The organism is Thermus islandicus DSM 21543, assembly GCF_000421625.1.
Classification (GTDB): domain Bacteria; phylum Deinococcota; class Deinococci; order Deinococcales; family Thermaceae; genus Thermus; species Thermus islandicus.
This window is the reverse complement of sequence record NZ_ATXJ01000003.1, coordinates 83,074-98,906: the sequence shown is the minus strand read 5'-3', so window position 1 is coordinate 98,906 and position 15,833 is coordinate 83,074. Positions and strand designations below refer to the sequence as shown.

Sequence of the window (15,833 nt, the reverse complement as noted above, 5' to 3'; positions counted from 1 at the left end):
TTCACCCCTTGAGCGAGCGCATGCGCGCCGTGTCCACGTGGCCCAGCTCCCCCTTGATGCGGAAGATGAGGACGCCCGCCAAAAACACGGCGGCGAAGGCGTCCAAGGCCACCCCGAGTTCCACAAAAAGAGGGAGGCCGTGGCTTTCTGCCAGCGCCAAAAGGAACACCCCGTTCTCCAGGGCCAGGAAGCCTAGGACCTGGCTCACCGCCTTCTTGCGGCCCACCATGGAGAGGGCCCCCAGGAGGACCAGGGCCAGGCCCACCGGTACCCCCTGGGGCAAGGGCGCCGTGGGGAGAACAAAGGCCTGCCCCACCCGGAAGGCCAGGCCCGTAAGAAGGCCTGCCAGGAGCAAGGAGAGGCTCACCGAGAGGTAACCCTCCACCTCATGGCTGACCTCGAGGCGGTCCAGAAGCCAGAAGAGGTAGGCAGGGATCAGCACCCCCTTCACCAGGAACAGCGCCACCCCCGCCAGGATGAAGTGCACCTCCCCGTGGGCCAAGAGAAAGGCCAGGGCCGCCAAAAGCAGGTTCTGTAGGGCATAAAGCCGGATGATGGCGTCCAGGCTCCTCCGGCTCGCCATGAGAACGCCGGTGGCCAGGACCGCCAGGGTCAGGGTGTTCAGAACCTCCATACCGCCCCCAGGACGGCCAGCACCCCAAAAAGGGTGTTGTAAGAAAGAAAGTCTGGAAGCCGCAGATACCTAAGCTTCACGCCGTAGGTCTCCAGGTAGCCCAGGGCCAAGGCCCAGGCTGCGCCCATCCCCAGGAAGACCCAAAAGGAGGGGCCAGGCAGCAAAAGGGCCATTAGGGCCGCGTAGAAGAGCATCTTCACCCCCGAGGCCAGCTCGTAGAGGGCGAGGAGGGGGCCGGCGTGGTCCAAAAGCTGGGCCTCGTGCACCATGGTGAGCTCCAGGTGGGTGGCGGGGTCGTCCACGGGCATGCGGGCCCCTTCGGCCAGGAGCGCCAGGGCCAGGGAGGCCAGCACCAGGACCAGGACCAAGGCGTTGGCCGGGTCCAGGACAGGCAGACGGGCAAGGGAAAACTCCCCGCCCAAGAGCCCCGCGGCCACCAAGGCCAGAAGCGTCCCCGGCTCCGCCAGGACCGTAATGAGCCCCTCGCGGTAGCTCCCCTGGGCTCCGAAGGCGCTCCCCGCGTCCAAGGCCGCCAGCATCTGGAAAAACCGCCCCAGGTTCAAGAGGTAGAGGGCCAGAAACCCATCGCCCGCGAAGTGGGGCCCGGGCAGAAGGGGCAGGAAGCTGGCTGCGGCCATACTCGCCAGGAAGGCGAGGACGGGCCCGAGGAGAAAAAGGGGGGTGCCCACCTCAGGGCGCACCCAGGCCTTCCCCAAAAGCTTAAAAAGGTTTTGGTACTCCAGGAGGGGCGAGGGCCCCAGGCGGTGGGTCAGCCGGGCCTTGAGCCACTTGACGCTCCCGGTGAAGAGGGGGGCCAGGAAAAGGAGCAAGAGGGCGCTCACAGCAACACCACCCCCAGGACCAGGACCAGGGTCAATAGCTGGAGGAGCAGGTAAAGGTGCAGGCTCCCTGACTGCAACCCCTGGACAAGACGGGCAAGCCTGGCGTAGGCCTCGCCTATGACCTGAAGGAGGCGCTGGAGCGGCTCCTCCAGGTGGGGGTGCTCCCCCTCCCGCAGGCGGACAAAGGGAAAGAGCCGCAGAACCGGCTGGCTGAACCCAAGGCCTGTGGGCTGCATTCTAGGCGTGAGGGGCTGATGGCCGCAGTCCCAGGTGCTGTAGGTGCGGTGGGGTAGGGCCTGGAGGCGGCGGTAGAGGAGGTAGGCCAGGGCGAAGAGGAGAAGGGCCAGGGGAGCGTTAGGGTAAACCTGGACGCCCAGCGGCCCGAGGACCAGGCCGGGCCAAAGGGCCAGAAGGAAGAGGGCGCCCCCCAGGATCCGCAGGCCCAGGACCATGCCCGGCGCCAGGTGCCAAGAGGCCGGGCCTCGAGGCTGACCCAGAAAGGCCAGGCCGAAGAGGCGCACATAGTAAAAGAGGGCCAGGGCCCCCACCAGGGCCAAGGCCCCCACCCCCAGGGGAAGCCCAAACCCGCCGCGGCTGAACCCCAGGTACAGGGCCCACTCGGCCAGGAAAAGGGGCCCCGGCGGAAGCCCCGCCCCCACCGCCATCCCCCAGAGGGCTTGGGCCCCCAATCCCGGGGCCTGCCGCCACAGGCCACCCAGCCGGGAAAGCCGCCTTTCGCCTAAGACGCCAGCCACCAGGAAGAGGTGGGTCTTGAAGAGGGCATGGGTCAGCTGGTGGAGGAAGAAGGCGGCCCGGAAGAGGGGGTGGCCGGTAACGAAATAGCCCCCCAAGGCCGCCAGCATGAGCCCGAGGTTCTCCACGCTGGAGTAGGCCAAGGCTCCCTTAAAGTCCTCCTCGGCCAGGCCCCGCACCAGGGCGTAGACCGCTCCCGCAAGGCCCAAGGTAACCAGGGAAGGCCCCACCCAAAGGGGCGGGGGGCCGAACCAGAAGGCCGCCTGGTACAGCCCAAGAAGGCCAAGCTTGGTCATGGCCCCGGAGAGAAGGGCGGAGACGGGGCTGATGGCCACGGGGTGGGCCCGGGGAAGCCACCCGTGGAAGGGGAAGAGGGCCGCCTTGACCCCGAAGCCCAGCACCAGACCCAGCCAGACGGCATCCTGCCCCAGGCGACCCTGTCCCAGGAAGGCCAGGTAGAGCCCGAGGCCGAAGAGGCGGCTCGCCAGGAAAAGGGCCTGGGCGCCCTCCACCGCCTTGGCCCCTTCCAGGGCCACGAGCAGGTACCCCAGGAGGGACATCGCCTCCCACAGGAAGAGAAAGGCATACCCCGGCGGGGCCAAGGCCACCCCGGCCATGGCCCCCACGAAGAGGGGGAGCAAGAAGGCGTAGGCCCGGGAGGGATGAAGCTCCAGGTAGGCCGGAAGGTAGGGCGCCAAGCCCAGTACCGCCAGCCCAAGAAGGAGCAGGTAGAACGCCCCGGCTCCCCATCCCTCGGCCCAACCCACCCCGCCCGCCACCGCCAGGGATACTCCGGAAAACCCCAAAGGATAGGCCAGGCGGCCAGGGCCCCGGAGGCCAATAAGGCTCGCCAGGGCCAAGCCGCCGAGGGCAGCCCCCACAAGGGGCGTCATTCCCCCTCCCGCAGGGCCTCGAGGCGGCCGCGCTCGGCCTCGAGATGGCGCTGGAAGATCCTTCGCCCCAGATCCAAAAAGGCATACACCTCCGGATCCCTCACCCGGTAGTAGGCCAAAGGCCCCTGACGCCGCACCTCCAGAAGGCCGCGCTCCCGGAGGAAAGCCAGTTGCCGGGAAAGGGAGGACTGCTCCACCCCAAGCTCCTCCTGTAACGCGGAAACGCTTTTCTCCCCCGAGCGGAGGGCATCCAGAATGGCCAGGCGGAGGGGATGGGCCAGGGCCTTGAAGAACTCCGCTTTGTACTGGTGGAGAGGGCTAGGCATACCCGCCCTCCCCAAAATAAACATATGCGCAAACTTGCATATGCGGAGGCTACCCTTTAGGGCCTCGGCCGTCAAGCGGCCCATGGGGAGTACCCTGGAGGCATGGGCGACTGGGTCCTGCGCTTCCGTGCCTTCCATGCTGGCGAGCACCTCCTGCCCCTGCCCCAGGACCTCCCCGGGCAAAGGGTGACCGGCCTCGCGCTGACCCATAAGGCCCTCGAGGCCTACGAGGCCCAGGGAAACCTCCTCGCCCGCTTCGCCCTGGAGGAGGGGGAGGCGGTGGAGGTGCGCTTCCGCCTCCAGACCACCCCCCTGAAGGCCAGCCCGCCCTGGAGGGAGGCCCTCCTCAAGGAGCCTCCCGAGGCCTGGCCAGGAATCCTCGCCCACCTTGGGCACCGGGTGGAAAGGGCCTACGGCTTCCTCCTCTCCGGAAGGCCCCACGCCTGGTACCTGGTGGACGGGCTTCCCCTGGACCCCACCCTGTGTGCGGCCCTCCAGGAAAACCCCGCCCACCTCCTCGCCTTAGGGGTAGCCCCCAGCCCCTACCTCTACCTGGGCGGGCACGAGGGCAAGAGGCTCCTTCTCTTCCGCGCCCCCTGGCCGGGAGAGGAGGCTAAGGGGTGGGAGGAGCTGAGGCCTCTTAGGCCAGACCCCCTCCCTTTCGCCCGGACCTTGGCCTTCGCCACCCTGGGCGTCTCCGCCCTGGGCCTCTCCCCAGGACCTTGGCCTTACCTCCCCTACCTTGGCCTTCTGGCCCTCCGCCAGGGCCCAGCGCTTAAGGCCCTCTTCCTCCAAAGCCCGCGCCACGCCCTGGAGAGCCTCCTCTTCCACGCCTTCGCCCTCTCCCTCACCCTCCGGCCTAGCCCGGAGATCGGACTGGGCTTCCTCGCCCTCTTCCTTTTCAACCGGCTCCGGCCTTCTTCCGTATCTCTTCCAAAATCTCCCGGAGAAGCCTAACCTCCTCCGGGGGAGAGGCGGAGGCCTCGGGCTTGGGCCTGAGGCGGCTCACGGGGACCACCACCAGGAAGTAGAGGACTGCCGCCACCACCACGAAGTTGACCAACGCGTCCAGAAAGCGGCCTAGGAGCACCGGCCCCACCTTCAGGGCGGAGAAATCGGGCTTCCCGCCCAGGGCCCCGATGAGGGGGAGGAGGACCCCGCTCACGAAAGCGCTCACCACCTGGCCGAAGGCCCCGCCCATGACGAAGGCCACGGCCAGCTCCACCAGGTTGCCCCGCAACAGGAAGTCCTTGAACCCCTTCAGCATACCCACCCCCTCCTTTATAATGGACCCGACCCCCGATGGGCAAAAGGCAGGCTCAAAGCGCGGGGTCTACCGGAGGTTGAGGATGGCCAAGGTGAGGCTGGAGCACGTTTGGAAGCGCTTCGGCAAGGTGGTGGCGGTCAAGGACTTCAACCTGGAGACGGAGGACGGGGAGTTCGTGGTCTTCGTGGGGCCCAGTGGCTGCGGCAAGACCACCACCCTGCGCATGATCGCCGGGCTGGAGGAGGTCTCCGAGGGCCGGATCTATATCGGCGACCGCCTGGTAAACGACGTCCCTCCCAAGGACCGGGACATCGCCATGGTCTTCCAGAACTACGCTCTTTACCCCCACATGAACGTCTACGAGAACATGGCCTTTGGGCTCCGCCTCCGGCGCTACCCCAAGGACGAGATTGACCGAAGGGTGAAGGAGGCGGCGCGGATCCTGAAGATTGAGCACCTCCTCAACCGCAAGCCCCGGGAGCTCTCGGGGGGCCAGCGCCAGCGGGTGGCCATGGGAAGGGCCATCGTGCGGGAGCCCAAAGTCTTCCTCATGGACGAGCCCCTTTCCAACCTGGACGCCAAGCTCCGGGTGGAGATGCGGGCCGAGATCGCCAAGCTCCAGAGGCGCCTCGGGGTCACCACCATCTACGTGACCCACGACCAGGTGGAGGCCATGACCCTGGGCCACCGCATCGTGGTCATGAAGGACGGGGAGATCCAGCAGGTGGACACCCCCCTCAACCTTTACGACTTCCCCGCTAACCGCTTCGTGGCCGGATTTATCGGGAGCCCATCCATGAACTTCATCCGGGCCCGGGTGGAGGTCCAGGGGGAGAAGGTCTACCTCAGCGCCCCGGGCTTCCGCCTCCGGGCCAACCCCGTCCTGGCCCAACCCCTGAGGGCCTATGGGGGCAAGGAGGTCTTCCTGGGCATCCGCCCCGAGCACCTGGGGCTTAAGGGGTACACCACCATCCCCGAGGAGGAGAACGCGATCCGCGGGGAGGTGGAGGTGGTGGAGCCCCTGGGTCCTGAAACCGAGCTCCACGTGAGCGTGGACGGCACGGTCCTGGTGGCCAAGGTGGAAGGCCACGCCCCGGTGCGGGCCGGCGACCGGGTGGAGCTTCTGGCCGATACCGGGCGCCTGCACGCCTTTGACCTGGAGACCGACCTCACCATCGGCCACTCCCAGGAGCGGGCGGCCGTGGCCCGCTAGGGCGCCTGGGGTCCGGGGCGGGGGGCTTCCCTCCGCCCCTTTATCATGGAAGGGTGAGCGCGTCCAAGCCCTTCGTCATCGGGATCGCCGGGGGAACCGCGAGCGGCAAGACCACCCTGGCCCAGGCCCTGGCCCGGGCCCTGGGGGAAAGGGTCGCCCTCCTCCCCATGGACCACTACTACCAGGACCTGGCCCACCTCCCCCTGGAGGAACGCCTCCGCCAAAACTACGACCACCCGGACGCCTTTGACCTCGCCCTCTACCTGGACCACGTCCGGGCCCTTCTCCAGGGGAGGGTGGTGGAGCGGCCCGTCTACGACTTCCGGGCCTACACCCGAAGCCCCAAAACCGAGCGGGTCCACCCCGCCCCCGTGGTGGTCCTCGAGGGCCTCCTGGTCCTCTACCCGGAGGAGCTCCGGGCCCTCATGGACCTGAAGGTCTTCGTGGACGCGGACGCGGACGAGCGCTTCATCCGGCGGCTCAAGCGGGACGTCCTGGAAAGGGGCAGGAGCCTGGAGGGGGTGGTGGCCCAGTACCTGGAGCAGGTCAAACCCATGCACCTCTCCTTCGTGGAACCCACCAAGCGGCATGCGGACGTGATCCTGCCTGGAGGCGGAAAGAACCCCGTGGCCCTGGAGATGCTCACGGCCAAGGCCCAAGCCCACTTGGTCCGGACGGGGGCCCTATGAACCGTTGGCTTAACCTCCTGATCCTCCTCTCCCTCCTCCCCTCCCTCCTCGCCCTTTCCCCCAGGCTCCGGGCGGAGCGTCCCGGCCCCGTGGCCCTGGTGGTGGACGCCGAAGCCCTGCGGGAGGAGGCGAAGGCAGAGGGGAGGAACCTCCTCGAGGTCCTGGCCGCCTACCGGGCCCTGGGGGTGAACGGCATCGCCTTCCCCGAGCGGTTCGTCAAGGACTGGGTGGCCGATGGAGTCCTCCTCTACCGCCAGGGGCGGGAGCTTGCGGAGATGGGCTTACCCGCCAAGCCCGGGTGGCACTACCTGAAGGGGGAGGCCTGGCTCCTTGCCCTCCTGGAAAGGGCCTACGCCCTCCCCACCGAGCGGCTAGGCCCGTGGCTGGGCTTCCCCGTGGACGTGCAGACCTTCCCCGCCTTCTACCCCCTGGAGGAGGTCCGGCAGGCCAAGGAGGCCGGGTACTACGTGGTGGTGCGGCCCATCAACCAGCGCCTGCGCCGGCTGGACCCCGGGCTTCCCCTGGTGCCCAAGGAGGCGGACGCGGTGGTCTTCGCCGGCCTCGAGGCCCTGGGCTACCCCTACCGCCTCGAGGAGGCCAAGGCCTTGGTGCGGGTGCCGGTGGCCCTCATTGAGGGCACCCCCCAGCCGGGCCTCCAGGCCTTTCGGGAACAAGGCCTTCTCCGGCTCTTCAGCCTGCGCCCCGAGTGGCAACTCACCCTGAAGCCCGAGGAGGCCGCGGACAAGTACGTGCTGGCGGCAAGGGAGCGGGGCCACCAGCTCCTTTACCTTAGGCCCTACCCCTACCCCGAGGACACCGCCCGGATGCTGCGGCGGATCCAGGAGGGCCTGAGCACAAGCGGCATCCCCACGGGGGCCCCAAGGCCCAGGGACCTCGCCCCAAGCCCCTTAAGGCACGCCGCCTGGATCGGGGTTTTAGCGGGCCTGGGCCTCCTGGCCCAGGGGCTTCCCCTGTACGGCCCGGCCGTGGCCTTCCTCCTCCTCCTCTTCGCCCTGGGCTACGCGGGGAGCCAGGCGGGCGCCCTCCTCGCCGCCCTGGTCTTTCCGGTCCTCGGCTTTCTGGGCCCGAGGGAGGGCCTGAGGATGTGGCTCCGGGCCCTGGGCTACGCCCTTGTGGGGGCGGTCTTCCTCTCCGCGTTGGGCTCTACGAGGGAGGCGATGCTGGGGCTTACCCCCTTCAAGGGGGTTTCCCTCACCCTCCTCGTCCCGCCCCTCCTCGTGGCCTATAGCTTCCTGGACCGGAACTACCGGGAAACCCTCACCCGCCTCTTCCAGCACCCCCTGCGCCTAGGGGAGGTAGCCCTGGCCTTCCTCGCCCTGGGCCTTTTGGCCCTCGCCCTCCTCAGGCGGGGCAACGACGCGCCCCTGGTGCCCGAGGCCGAGCTCAAGCTGCGGAGCCTCCTTCAGGACCTCATGGTGCGCCCGCGCTTCAAGGAGGTCTTCGGCCACGCCCTCTTCCCCCTGGCCCTCCTCCTTCCCTGGCCCCGCTGGGTGCAAAACGGCCTCCTCTTCCTGGCCGCCCTCGGCGTCGCCTCCATCCTCAACACCTTCAGCCACTTCCACACCCCCTTGGCCATCTCCTTCTTCCGGGTGGTGAACGGGGCCCTCTTGGGCGTACTCCTGGGGCTGGCCGGGGTTATCCTGGTAAGGAGGCTAAGGGCATGGTGGTGGGGGTAGCGGGCTACTACGGGTTCAGGAACGCTGGGGACGAGGCCATCCTCGAGGCCATCGTCCGGGAGCTCAAGGCCCGGGGGCATGAGGTCCTCGCCCTCTCGGGAGACCCCAGGCGCACCCGGGAGGAGCACGGGATCCGGGCCGGCCACCGCCTGAACCCCCTGGCCCTTCTCGGAGCGGACCTCTGGCTTTTGGGAGGCGGGGGGCTTTTGCAGGACGCCACCAGCTCCCTGAGCCTTCTCTACTACCTCTCCGTCCTCCGCCTGGCCCGGTTGTTCCGCAAACGGGTGGTGGTCTTCAACCAGTCCCTAGGCCCCCTATCCCCCTGGGGGGAGAGGCGGGTCCAGCGGGCCCTAAAGGGGGTGCCGGTGATCCTCCGGGACCAGGACTCCCTGGAGTACGCCAGGCGCCTCGGGATCCCCGCCGCGCTTGGGGCCGACCCCGCCCTCCTCCTCACCCCGCCCCCCGTGAAGCGGGAGGAGGACCTGGTCCTGGTCATCCCCCGGGCCGGGGTGGGCCGGGCGGCGGTAGAGACCCTGTACGTCACCGCTAACCACCTCTTCCACGAGGGCAAGCAGGTCCTCATCCTCCTCCTCCAGCCCGGGTACGACGAGGCGGTGCTGGAGGACCTGCCCCACCACCGGGTGGAGAAGACCTCCGACCCCAGGCGGGTCCTCTACCTGGCGGCCCAGGCGGGGTACGTGATCTCCATGCGGCTTCACGGGCTGATCCTGGCGGCGGCGGCGGGCACCCCCTTCGCCGCCCTCTCCTACGACCCCAAGGTGGCCGCCTTCGCCAAGGAAACCGGGGCCTACTACCAGGAGCTTCCCGGCGACCCCATCAAGCTCTCCAAGGCGGCCGTGTACGGACGCTACCCCGACTGGGAAAAGGTGGAGGCCCTAAAGGAGCGGGCCAGGCGGAGCTTTGACCTGGCCCTGGGGGAGGCCACCCCGGTCAAGCGCCCCCATAGACGCGGTTGAGCCGCCCCCTGACCCCCTGGGCGAAGGCCTCGAGGTCCCGAAGGGCCTCCTCCACCTCCTGCCTGAGGAGGAACTCCCCCGGAGAGAGGCGCTTGAGGAGGAGGAAGGGGGGCTGGGAGAGGAGCTCCACCCCCTGGCGCACCACCTCGGGGGTCAGGCCTTCCTCCAGGGCCTCCGCCTCGAGGTCGGGCAGGAGGAAGACCTCCCCCAAGCGCTTCCTGGCCAGAAGGAGGAGGAAGGCGGCGAGCGCGCCCCGCTCGGAAAGCTCAGCCACCAGGCGGTCCTCCAGGGCCTCCACCGCCTCCAGGTCCACCCGCCCCTCCCTTAGGAGGTCCTCGAGGTCCAGGGGGGAGACGGGGAACCGGGCCTTAAGGCGCACCAGGCGGCCCACCGCCTCCGGGGAAACGTAGCCCGCCCCTTCGGGCACGGCCCCCTTCTCCGACTCCGGGGCCAGGAAGGCCGCGTAGGCCCCTTGCTGGCGGTAGGGCTTGAGGAGCCCTACCCCTCCTTCCCCCGGGCGCAAGAGGGCCAGGACCACCTGCCGCCGGCCCAAGGGCGCCTTGTACACCCAAGGAGGCCCCCCCTCCAGGAGGAAGCCCAGGCGCCTCAGGTCCTCCGTCACCCCGGGAGGCTCCCGGAAGCCGGGCTCATGGGGGAAGAGCACCTCCTTAGGGTAAGGGGTGACCCGCACCCGCCTCTTCTCCGGCTCGGGAGGGCGCTCCTTCTCCGGGGGCCTCTCGGGCTGGGGGGGGTGGAAGGGGGCCCGGGGCAGGGCCTTGAGCTCCACCTCCTCCCCGCGGAAATGGAGAAGGATGGCCTCGTTGGCCGCCAAGCGCCGCTTGGCGTAGTAGGGGGCAAGCCCCCGGACCACCCCCCCCTTCCAGTCCACCTCGGCCTCGTACACCTCCCCGTCCTCGTCCACAAAAAGGACGCGCTCCTTCCCGAGGAGGCGCTGGCGCAAGGAGGCGGTGAGGGCCATGGTGCCTGCTTGAATACAGGTGCTGGTTAGGACATAGCGCGCGGTCATACTACCTCCCGAGGGCAGAAAGGGGTCGGGGACTCCCTGAAGTGAGCATATAGTACACCTCGTAGACCACGGCAAGGGTGAGTTCCACATCGGAGAGGGCCCGGTGGGCCTTCCTTTGGGGAAGCTCCAGGACCTGGGCGAGGGCATCCAGGCCGTAGCGCCTGAGGCCCCGCATGGCCCTTTTGGCCAAGCGGAGGGAGTCCACCACCGGGTTTTCCAGCCGCCACCCCAGGCCCTCGAGGGCCGGCCGGAGGAAGGCGAGGTCAAAGGAGGCGTTCTGGATCACCAGGGTGGCCCCCCGGAGAAGGGGGTAGGCGCGCTCCAAAACCTCGCCGAGGGGCGGGGCTTCCTCCAGCTCCTCTAGGGAGATGCCCGTGAGGCGCTGGATGAAGGGGCCAGGGGGACGGCATGGCCGCACCAGGCTCTGGAAGGCAACCCGCCGTCCCCCCTCCAGGCGCACCAGGGCCACCTCCAGGATCTCGTTCAGCCCCGGGGCCAGGCCCGTGGTCTCCAGGTCCAGGACCACCACCGCCTCCTCTGGGTGGGGAAAGGGGTAGCGCCACTCCCAAAGGCCCACCTCCTCCCCGGGGATGAAGCGTCCGTCCAGAAGCGGGGCCAGCACGGGGCCCACGGGACCCTTCAGGCCCAGGGCCTCCCCCAAGGTGGGGAGGGGCAGGGGCCTCCCCTCGGCCCTAAGGCGCCGGGCCAGGCGGGTGGCCAGGCGGTAGCGCAGGACGGGGTCCATCACAGGGCTTCTCCCAGGGGCGTCCGGAGGAAGGCCCTATCCGTAGCCTCCTCATGGGCCCAGGCCACCCGGAGCAAAAGCTCGTCCCTGCCCCAAGGGGCGAGGAGCTGTAACCCCACGGGCAGGTGCCCCTCAAACCCCGCGGGGAAGGAGAGGGCGGGAAGCCCAGCCAGGCTTGCCCCCACGGTGTAGAGGTCCTCCCGGTACATGGCGAGGGGGTCGGGGCGGGCGCCCAGGGGGAAGGCCGGATGGGGGGCGGTGGGGAGGAGGAGGAGGTCCACCTCTTGGAAGAGGGCCCTGGCCTCAGCCTTGAGCCGCCTGCGGAAGGCCTGGGCCCTTTCGTAGTAGGCCTCGTAGTAGCCGCTGGAGAGGACGAAGGTGCCCACAAGGATCCGCCTTTTGACCTCGAGGCCGAAGAGGGCCCGGGTGGCCTCCACCACCTGCCAAAGCTCCTCCCCCTCGGCCCGCACCCCGTAGAGGGTGCCGTCGTAGCGGGCCAGGTTGGAGCTGGCCTCCGCCGGGGCCAGGATGTAGTAGGCGGCCAGGGCCAAGGGCAACGAGGGCCAGGAGACCTCCTTCACGGCGAAGCCCAGGCCCTGGAAGAGGGAAACGGCCTCCTCTAGGGCCCTTTCCACCCCTGGGCTGTTCCCGGAAAGCCCCTCCCGCACCACCCCCAGGCGCAAGGGGGGGAGGGGCGCCTCGAGGGCTTCCTGGAAGCGGGGGGAAAGGTCCAGGCTGGTGGCGTCCAGGGGATCCGGGCCCGCGAGAGCGTCCATGAGCAGGGCCAGGTCCTTGGCCGAACGGGCCATGGGCCCGATCTGGTCCAGGCTGGAGGCGTACGCGATGAGGCCGTAGCGGCTCACCCGGCCGTAGGTGGGCTTGAGGCCCAGGACGCCGCAGAAGCTTGCGGGCTGGCGCACGCTCCCCCCGGTGTCCGAACCCAGGGCCAGGGGCGCCAGGTCCGTGGCCACCGCCGCGGCGCTCCCCCCGCTGCTCCCCCCGGGGACCCGGGAGGGGTCAAAGGGATTGCGCGTGGGGAAGAAGGCCGAGTGCTCCGTGCTGGAGCCCATGCCGAACTCGTCCAGGTTGGTCTTGCCCAGGACCAAGGCCCCCAGGGCCTTCAGGCGGGCCACGGCGGTGGCCTCGTAGGGGGGGACGAAACGCTCCAGGAGGCGGCTTCCCGCGGTGGTGCGCAGGCCCCGGGTGGCGATGTTGTCCTTCACCGCCACCAAAAGGCCCGCCAGGGGGAGGCCGGGGTCTACCCTCTGGGCCTCCTCCAAGAGGTCCGGGTTCAGGGTGAGAAAGGCTTGGACCCGTGGGTCCAGTTCCCGGACCCGCTTCAGGTAGGCCTGGGCCACCTCCAGGGGGCTGAGCTCCCCTCGGGCCACCCGGACGCGGATCTCGTGGGCCAACATGCCCCCACTATATCCGGAAGTGGAGGCGAAGCCAGTCCCGGAAGCCCGGGTAGGCCGCCTCCCCCCCTTTGGGCAGGTAGGTCACGTCCCCGGGCTCGTGGCGGAACCAGGTGTACTGCCTCTTGGCGTAGGCCTTCACCGCCCGGACATCCCTCGCGATGGCCTCCTCCAAGCCGTACTCCCCGCGGAGGTAGCCCGCCACCTCCTTGTACCCGATGGCCTGGAGGGCGGTGGGCATGCTGGGGAACTGCTCCAAGAGGGCCTTCACCTCCGCCACCAGGCCCCTTTCAAACTGCCTCCGGGCCCGCTCCTGTAGCCTGGGGAAAAGCCAGGCCCTCTCGGGCCAAAGCACCAGCTTTCCGTAGCGAAAACGGGGCGGCCTCCTGGGGTGGCGGGCGGGAGGAAGGCCCGTGCGCCGCCATACCTCCAGGGCCCGCACCAGCCTCCTTGGGTTCCTGCCCACCCGGAGGGCGTCTTCAGGGCTTACCCGGAAAAGCTCCTCCTTTAGCGCCTCAAGCCCCCTTTCCTCCAGCTCTCGCCACAAGGCGGCCTGGACCTCGAGGTCTGGGGGCGGAAGCTCATGGATCCCTTGGGAAAGGGCGCGGATATAGTACCCCGTGCCCCCCACCACCAGGGGCACCCGACCCCCGGCCAGGACCTCGGCAATGGCCTCCTCCGCCAGCTCCACGAAGCGGGCGACGCTCATGGCCTCGCTGGGCTTTAGGACATCCACCAGTCGGTGGGGCACCCGGGCCCTTTCCTCCGGGGTAGGCTTGTCGGTGCCGATGTCCAGCCCCTGGTAGACCATGGTGGCGTCTGCGGAAATCACCTCCAGGGGGAGCTCCTCCCCCAGGCGAAGGGCCAGAAGGGTCTTTCCGCTCCCCGTGGGCCCGGCGAGGACCGGTATGGCCTCCACGTCCCTTATGCTAAGGGCATGCTGGAGCCCCTAAACCGCCTGGAAACCCTCAGGAAGCTGAGGGAGCTACAAGAGCGCATCGCCCAACTGGCCCACCAGCTCACAGGGGAGGAACCCGCGGCCTGGACCCCTAGGGTAGACCTCCTGGAGGACGAGGAGCACTACGTCCTCCTGGTGGACCTCCCGGGGGTGCGCCCCGAGGATCTGGAACTCCTGGAGGAAGGAAGCCGCATCACGCTGGCGGGGGTGCGCTATCCCCTGCCCGGCACCTACCTTCTTGAGGAGAGGCCCATGGGAACCTTTCAGCGCACCCTGGACCTCCCCGGCCCCATTGAGGAGGGAACGGCCCAGGCCAACCTCCGCCAGGGAGTCCTGGAGATCCGGTTCAAAAAGAAAAAGGCCCGCGCCCTGCCCCTCTAGGGAAGCACCTGGTGGCAGGCGCGGCAACGGGGCTCGTAGTGCTCCCAAGCCCCCACCAGGATCACGGGGTCGTTGTAGCGGGCGGGGCTCCCGTTTACCAGGCGCTGGGTGCGGGTGGCCGGGGCCCCGCACCGCGCGCAGATGGCCGTGAGCTTGTCCACGAACTCCGCCCGGGCCAAAAGCTCGGGCATAATCCCAAAGGGTTCCCCGCGAAAGTCCAGGTCCAGGCCCGCCAGGATCACCCGTACCCCCATTCGGGCCAAACGCTCGGCCAAGGACACGCACCCCGGGTCCAGAAACTGGACCTCATCCACGGCCACCACCTCCGGCAGGGGGTCCAGCCAGGCCTCCATCTCCGCGGCGCTTTCCACAGGAAGGGCTTCCACCCGCTTGCCGTCGTGGCTCACCACCTGGCTTTCGTGGTAGCGACGGTCCAACTGGGGCTTGAAGACCAAGACCCTTTGGCGGGCGATCAGGGCCCGCCTCACCCGGCGGATGAGCTCCTCGCTCTTGCCGGAGAACATGGGGCCTGCGATCACCTCAATCCAACCCTGCCGGTGCAAGACGGGGGGCATGTTCCCGGACCTCCGCCCCGGCATTCTAACGGAAGCCGGGGGCCTTTGGGCCCCCGGCACGGCAAAGCCCCTTAGCGCCCCTTCCGGTACGCGTCTCCGTAGCGGCGCTGGAACCGCTCCACCCGCCCTTCGGTGTCCACGAACCGCTGCTGGCCCGTGTAAAAGGGGTGGCACTTACTGCAGACCTCCACGTGGATCTCGGGCTTGACGGAGTAGGTGTGGATCACGTTGCCGCAGCCGCAGATGATGCGGGCCGGGACCAGCTTGGGGTGAATGCCCTCTTTCACGTCTTCCTCCCCCGCACGGTCTTGGCCGTGCGAAAACACCCCCTCAGTCTAAGGGGGAAAAGGCGCTGGCGCAAGGGCCGCCCCCTGGAAGCGGAAAAGGGCCCCACCCTAAAAAGTGGGGCCCCCCCAGGGTGGGCCGTAAGCCGGGTTCTGTTTCCTGCGGTCATCTCTCTGGGACCGGTGTCGCCACCGGCCTCAAGCGGCCCATCCCAGGGGTTCTGGCGGGCCGGGCCAGCCCTTCCCCTCTACTGGGCCTTGCACCGGGTGGGGTTTGCCGTGCCCCAGCCTGTTGCCAGGCCAGGCGGTGGGCTCTTACCCCACCGTTTCACCCTTGCCCGCACCGGGGCATGCCCCGGCCGCTGGCGGTCTCTTCTCTGTGGCACTTTCCGTCGGGTTACCCCGCCCAGCCGTTAGCTGGCACCCTGCCCTATGGTGCCCGGACTTTCCTCACCCAGGGGCGAAGTCCCCCAGGCGCGACCGCACGCCCACCCTGGGGCACCCTTCATTTTACCCCTTCGGCCCGCCGGACGCAAAAGCGGCTCCGGGGCGAGGTCCGCGCTCCCGGGTGGGGGTGGGATCTAGGTGGGACCTAGGTGGGGCCTGGTGGAAAACCGTGGGTACTCGTGCTATACTCACGCCAGAAAAGCCTGTCCCGGGTACGGTCAAAGTCCCCCGAAGCGCCTAGGCCCGGACCCCGGAAGGTGGGAGCAGGTGGGAAATGCCCTTCGGCGAGTACCAGTACAGCCTGGACGATAAGGGGCGGGTGGTCATCCCCGCCCCCTTCCGGGACTTTCTGGAAGACGGGCTGGTGCTCACCCGGGGGATGGAAGGATGCCTCTACGTCTTCCCTTCGGACCGCTGGCGCAAGATTGAGGAGCAGCTGGTCAACCTCCCTTTGACCGACGCGGAGGCGCGGGCCTTCGTGCGCTTTTTCTACTCAGGAGCCCACAAGACCCGCATGGACAACGCCTCCCGCGTGCTCATCCCCCCGCCCTTGCGCCAGTTCGCCGGGCTCCAGGAAGGCGGGGAGGTGGTGGTGGCCGGAGCCCCGGGCAGGCTGGAGATTTGGAGCCAGGAGCGCTGGTGGAGAACGATTGAGGAGATCATGCGCCGCCCACCCGCTCCCGAGGCCCTCAAGGGACTCATCGGATAGGGGG

18 protein-coding genes and 1 other RNA gene are annotated in these 15,833 nt (G+C 68.8%); 7 read left to right on the top strand and 12 right to left on the bottom strand.

Translation table 11 applies throughout. From position 1 onward, the window contains the following. Nucleotide 1: 1 nt before the first annotated feature. From H531_RS0104375 to H531_RS0104360, 4 genes are read right to left on the bottom strand one after another with little or no spacing between them, the layout of a single operon-like run. Nucleotides 2-634: a hypothetical protein gene (locus tag H531_RS0104375; protein WP_022798146.1), complete on the bottom strand. Its 633-nt coding sequence runs from the start codon at nucleotides 632-634 to the stop codon at nucleotides 2-4. Further along, complete coding sequence (locus H531_RS0104370; protein ID WP_022798145.1) at nucleotides 622-1,476, bottom strand: respiratory chain complex I subunit 1 family protein; 855 nt, start codon at nucleotides 1,474-1,476, stop codon at nucleotides 622-624. The genes H531_RS0104375 and H531_RS0104370 overlap by 13 nt, the downstream gene beginning before the upstream one ends. Beyond that, the gene (locus H531_RS15080) at nucleotides 1,473-3,122 is read right to left on the bottom strand and encodes a proton-conducting transporter transmembrane domain-containing protein (protein WP_022798144.1); all 1,650 of its coding nucleotides are present in this window, start codon (nucleotides 3,120-3,122) and stop codon (nucleotides 1,473-1,475) included. The genes H531_RS0104370 and H531_RS15080 overlap by 4 nt, the downstream gene beginning before the upstream one ends. Continuing rightward, nucleotides 3,119-3,448, bottom strand: a complete 330-nt coding sequence (locus tag H531_RS0104360; protein ID WP_028490642.1) for an ArsR/SmtB family transcription factor — start codon at nucleotides 3,446-3,448, stop codon at nucleotides 3,119-3,121. Before H531_RS0104360 ends, H531_RS15080 begins: the two co-directional genes overlap by 4 nt. Nucleotides 3,449-3,550: 102 nt before the next feature. On the opposite strand from H531_RS0104360, the gene H531_RS0104355 reads away from it, so the two are divergent. Next, the gene (locus H531_RS0104355) at nucleotides 3,551-4,405 is read left to right on the top strand and encodes a hypothetical protein (RefSeq protein WP_022798142.1); all 855 of its coding nucleotides are present in this window, start codon (nucleotides 3,551-3,553) and stop codon (nucleotides 4,403-4,405) included. Here H531_RS0104355 and mscL read toward each other — a convergent pair. After that, nucleotides 4,350-4,715: a large conductance mechanosensitive channel protein MscL gene (gene mscL / locus H531_RS0104350; protein ID WP_022798141.1), complete on the bottom strand. Its 366-nt coding sequence runs from the start codon at nucleotides 4,713-4,715 to the stop codon at nucleotides 4,350-4,352. The two genes, H531_RS0104355 and mscL, sit on opposite strands and share 56 nt — an antisense overlap. A gap of 82 nt (nucleotides 4,716-4,797) precedes the next feature. Between mscL and H531_RS0104345 the strand changes: the two genes are divergently transcribed. Genes H531_RS0104345 through csaB form a run of 4 tightly spaced genes read left to right on the top strand, consistent with a single transcriptional unit; the run spans nucleotide 4,798 to nucleotide 9,291 of the window. Beyond that, nucleotides 4,798-5,928, top strand: coding sequence for an ABC transporter ATP-binding protein (locus H531_RS0104345; protein ID WP_022798140.1), 1,131 nt, complete (start codon nucleotides 4,798-4,800; stop codon nucleotides 5,926-5,928). A 53-nt stretch (nucleotides 5,929-5,981) separates the two neighbouring features. After that, complete coding sequence (gene udk / locus H531_RS0104340; RefSeq protein WP_022798139.1) at nucleotides 5,982-6,617, top strand: uridine kinase; 636 nt, start codon at nucleotides 5,982-5,984, stop codon at nucleotides 6,615-6,617. Beyond that, nucleotides 6,614-8,314: a DUF5693 family protein gene (locus H531_RS0104335; RefSeq protein ID WP_022798138.1), complete on the top strand. Its 1,701-nt coding sequence runs from the start codon at nucleotides 6,614-6,616 to the stop codon at nucleotides 8,312-8,314. The genes udk and H531_RS0104335 overlap by 4 nt, the downstream gene beginning before the upstream one ends. Then, nucleotides 8,299-9,291, top strand: a complete 993-nt coding sequence (gene csaB / locus H531_RS0104330) for a polysaccharide pyruvyl transferase CsaB (RefSeq protein ID WP_022798137.1) — start codon at nucleotides 8,299-8,301, stop codon at nucleotides 9,289-9,291. Before H531_RS0104335 ends, csaB begins: the two co-directional genes overlap by 16 nt. On the opposite strand, the gene H531_RS0104325 is transcribed toward csaB, so the two are convergent. From H531_RS0104325 to miaA, 4 genes are read right to left on the bottom strand one after another with little or no spacing between them, the layout of a single operon-like run. Continuing rightward, nucleotides 9,266-10,318, bottom strand: a complete 1,053-nt coding sequence (locus H531_RS0104325) for a hypothetical protein (protein WP_022798136.1) — start codon at nucleotides 10,316-10,318, stop codon at nucleotides 9,266-9,268. The genes csaB and H531_RS0104325 overlap by 26 nt on opposite strands. 1 nt (nucleotide 10,319) lies before the next feature. Further along, complete coding sequence (locus H531_RS0104320) at nucleotides 10,320-11,063, bottom strand: 3'-5' exonuclease (protein WP_022798135.1); 744 nt, start codon at nucleotides 11,061-11,063, stop codon at nucleotides 10,320-10,322. Next, on the bottom strand, nucleotides 11,063-12,478 hold the full coding sequence (gene gatA / locus H531_RS0104315; protein ID WP_022798134.1) for an Asp-tRNA(Asn)/Glu-tRNA(Gln) amidotransferase subunit GatA: 1,416 nt from the start codon (nucleotides 12,476-12,478) through the stop codon (nucleotides 11,063-11,065). Before gatA ends, H531_RS0104320 begins: the two co-directional genes overlap by 1 nt. A gap of 7 nt (nucleotides 12,479-12,485) precedes the next feature. After that, nucleotides 12,486-13,394: a tRNA (adenosine(37)-N6)-dimethylallyltransferase MiaA gene (gene miaA, locus H531_RS0104310; RefSeq protein WP_022798133.1), complete on the bottom strand. Its 909-nt coding sequence runs from the start codon at nucleotides 13,392-13,394 to the stop codon at nucleotides 12,486-12,488. 18 nt (nucleotides 13,395-13,412) lie between these two features. Between miaA and H531_RS0104305 the strand changes: the two genes are divergently transcribed. Further along, complete coding sequence (locus H531_RS0104305; protein WP_022798132.1) at nucleotides 13,413-13,814, top strand: Hsp20/alpha crystallin family protein; 402 nt, start codon at nucleotides 13,413-13,415, stop codon at nucleotides 13,812-13,814. On the opposite strand, the gene H531_RS0104300 is transcribed toward H531_RS0104305, so the two are convergent. From H531_RS0104300 to rnpB, 3 genes are all read right to left on the bottom strand, one after another. After that, nucleotides 13,811-14,389, bottom strand: coding sequence for a thymidine kinase (locus H531_RS0104300; RefSeq protein WP_022798131.1), 579 nt, complete (start codon nucleotides 14,387-14,389; stop codon nucleotides 13,811-13,813). The two genes, H531_RS0104305 and H531_RS0104300, sit on opposite strands and share 4 nt — an antisense overlap. Before the next feature lie 71 nt (nucleotides 14,390-14,460). After that, nucleotides 14,461-14,676 (bottom strand): 50S ribosomal protein L31, encoded by a 216-nt coding sequence (gene rpmE / locus H531_RS0104295; protein ID WP_028490641.1) that lies wholly within the window; start codon nucleotides 14,674-14,676, stop codon nucleotides 14,461-14,463. 123 nt (nucleotides 14,677-14,799) lie between these two features. Further along, nucleotides 14,800-15,169, bottom strand: an RNA gene (gene rnpB, locus H531_RS13630) — RNase P RNA component class A. Between the two features lie 225 nt (nucleotides 15,170-15,394). Here rnpB and mraZ point away from each other — a divergent pair. Then, on the top strand, nucleotides 15,395-15,829 hold the full coding sequence (mraZ, locus tag H531_RS0104290; RefSeq protein ID WP_022798129.1) for a division/cell wall cluster transcriptional repressor MraZ: 435 nt from the start codon (nucleotides 15,395-15,397) through the stop codon (nucleotides 15,827-15,829). Nucleotides 15,830-15,833 lie beyond the last annotated feature (4 nt).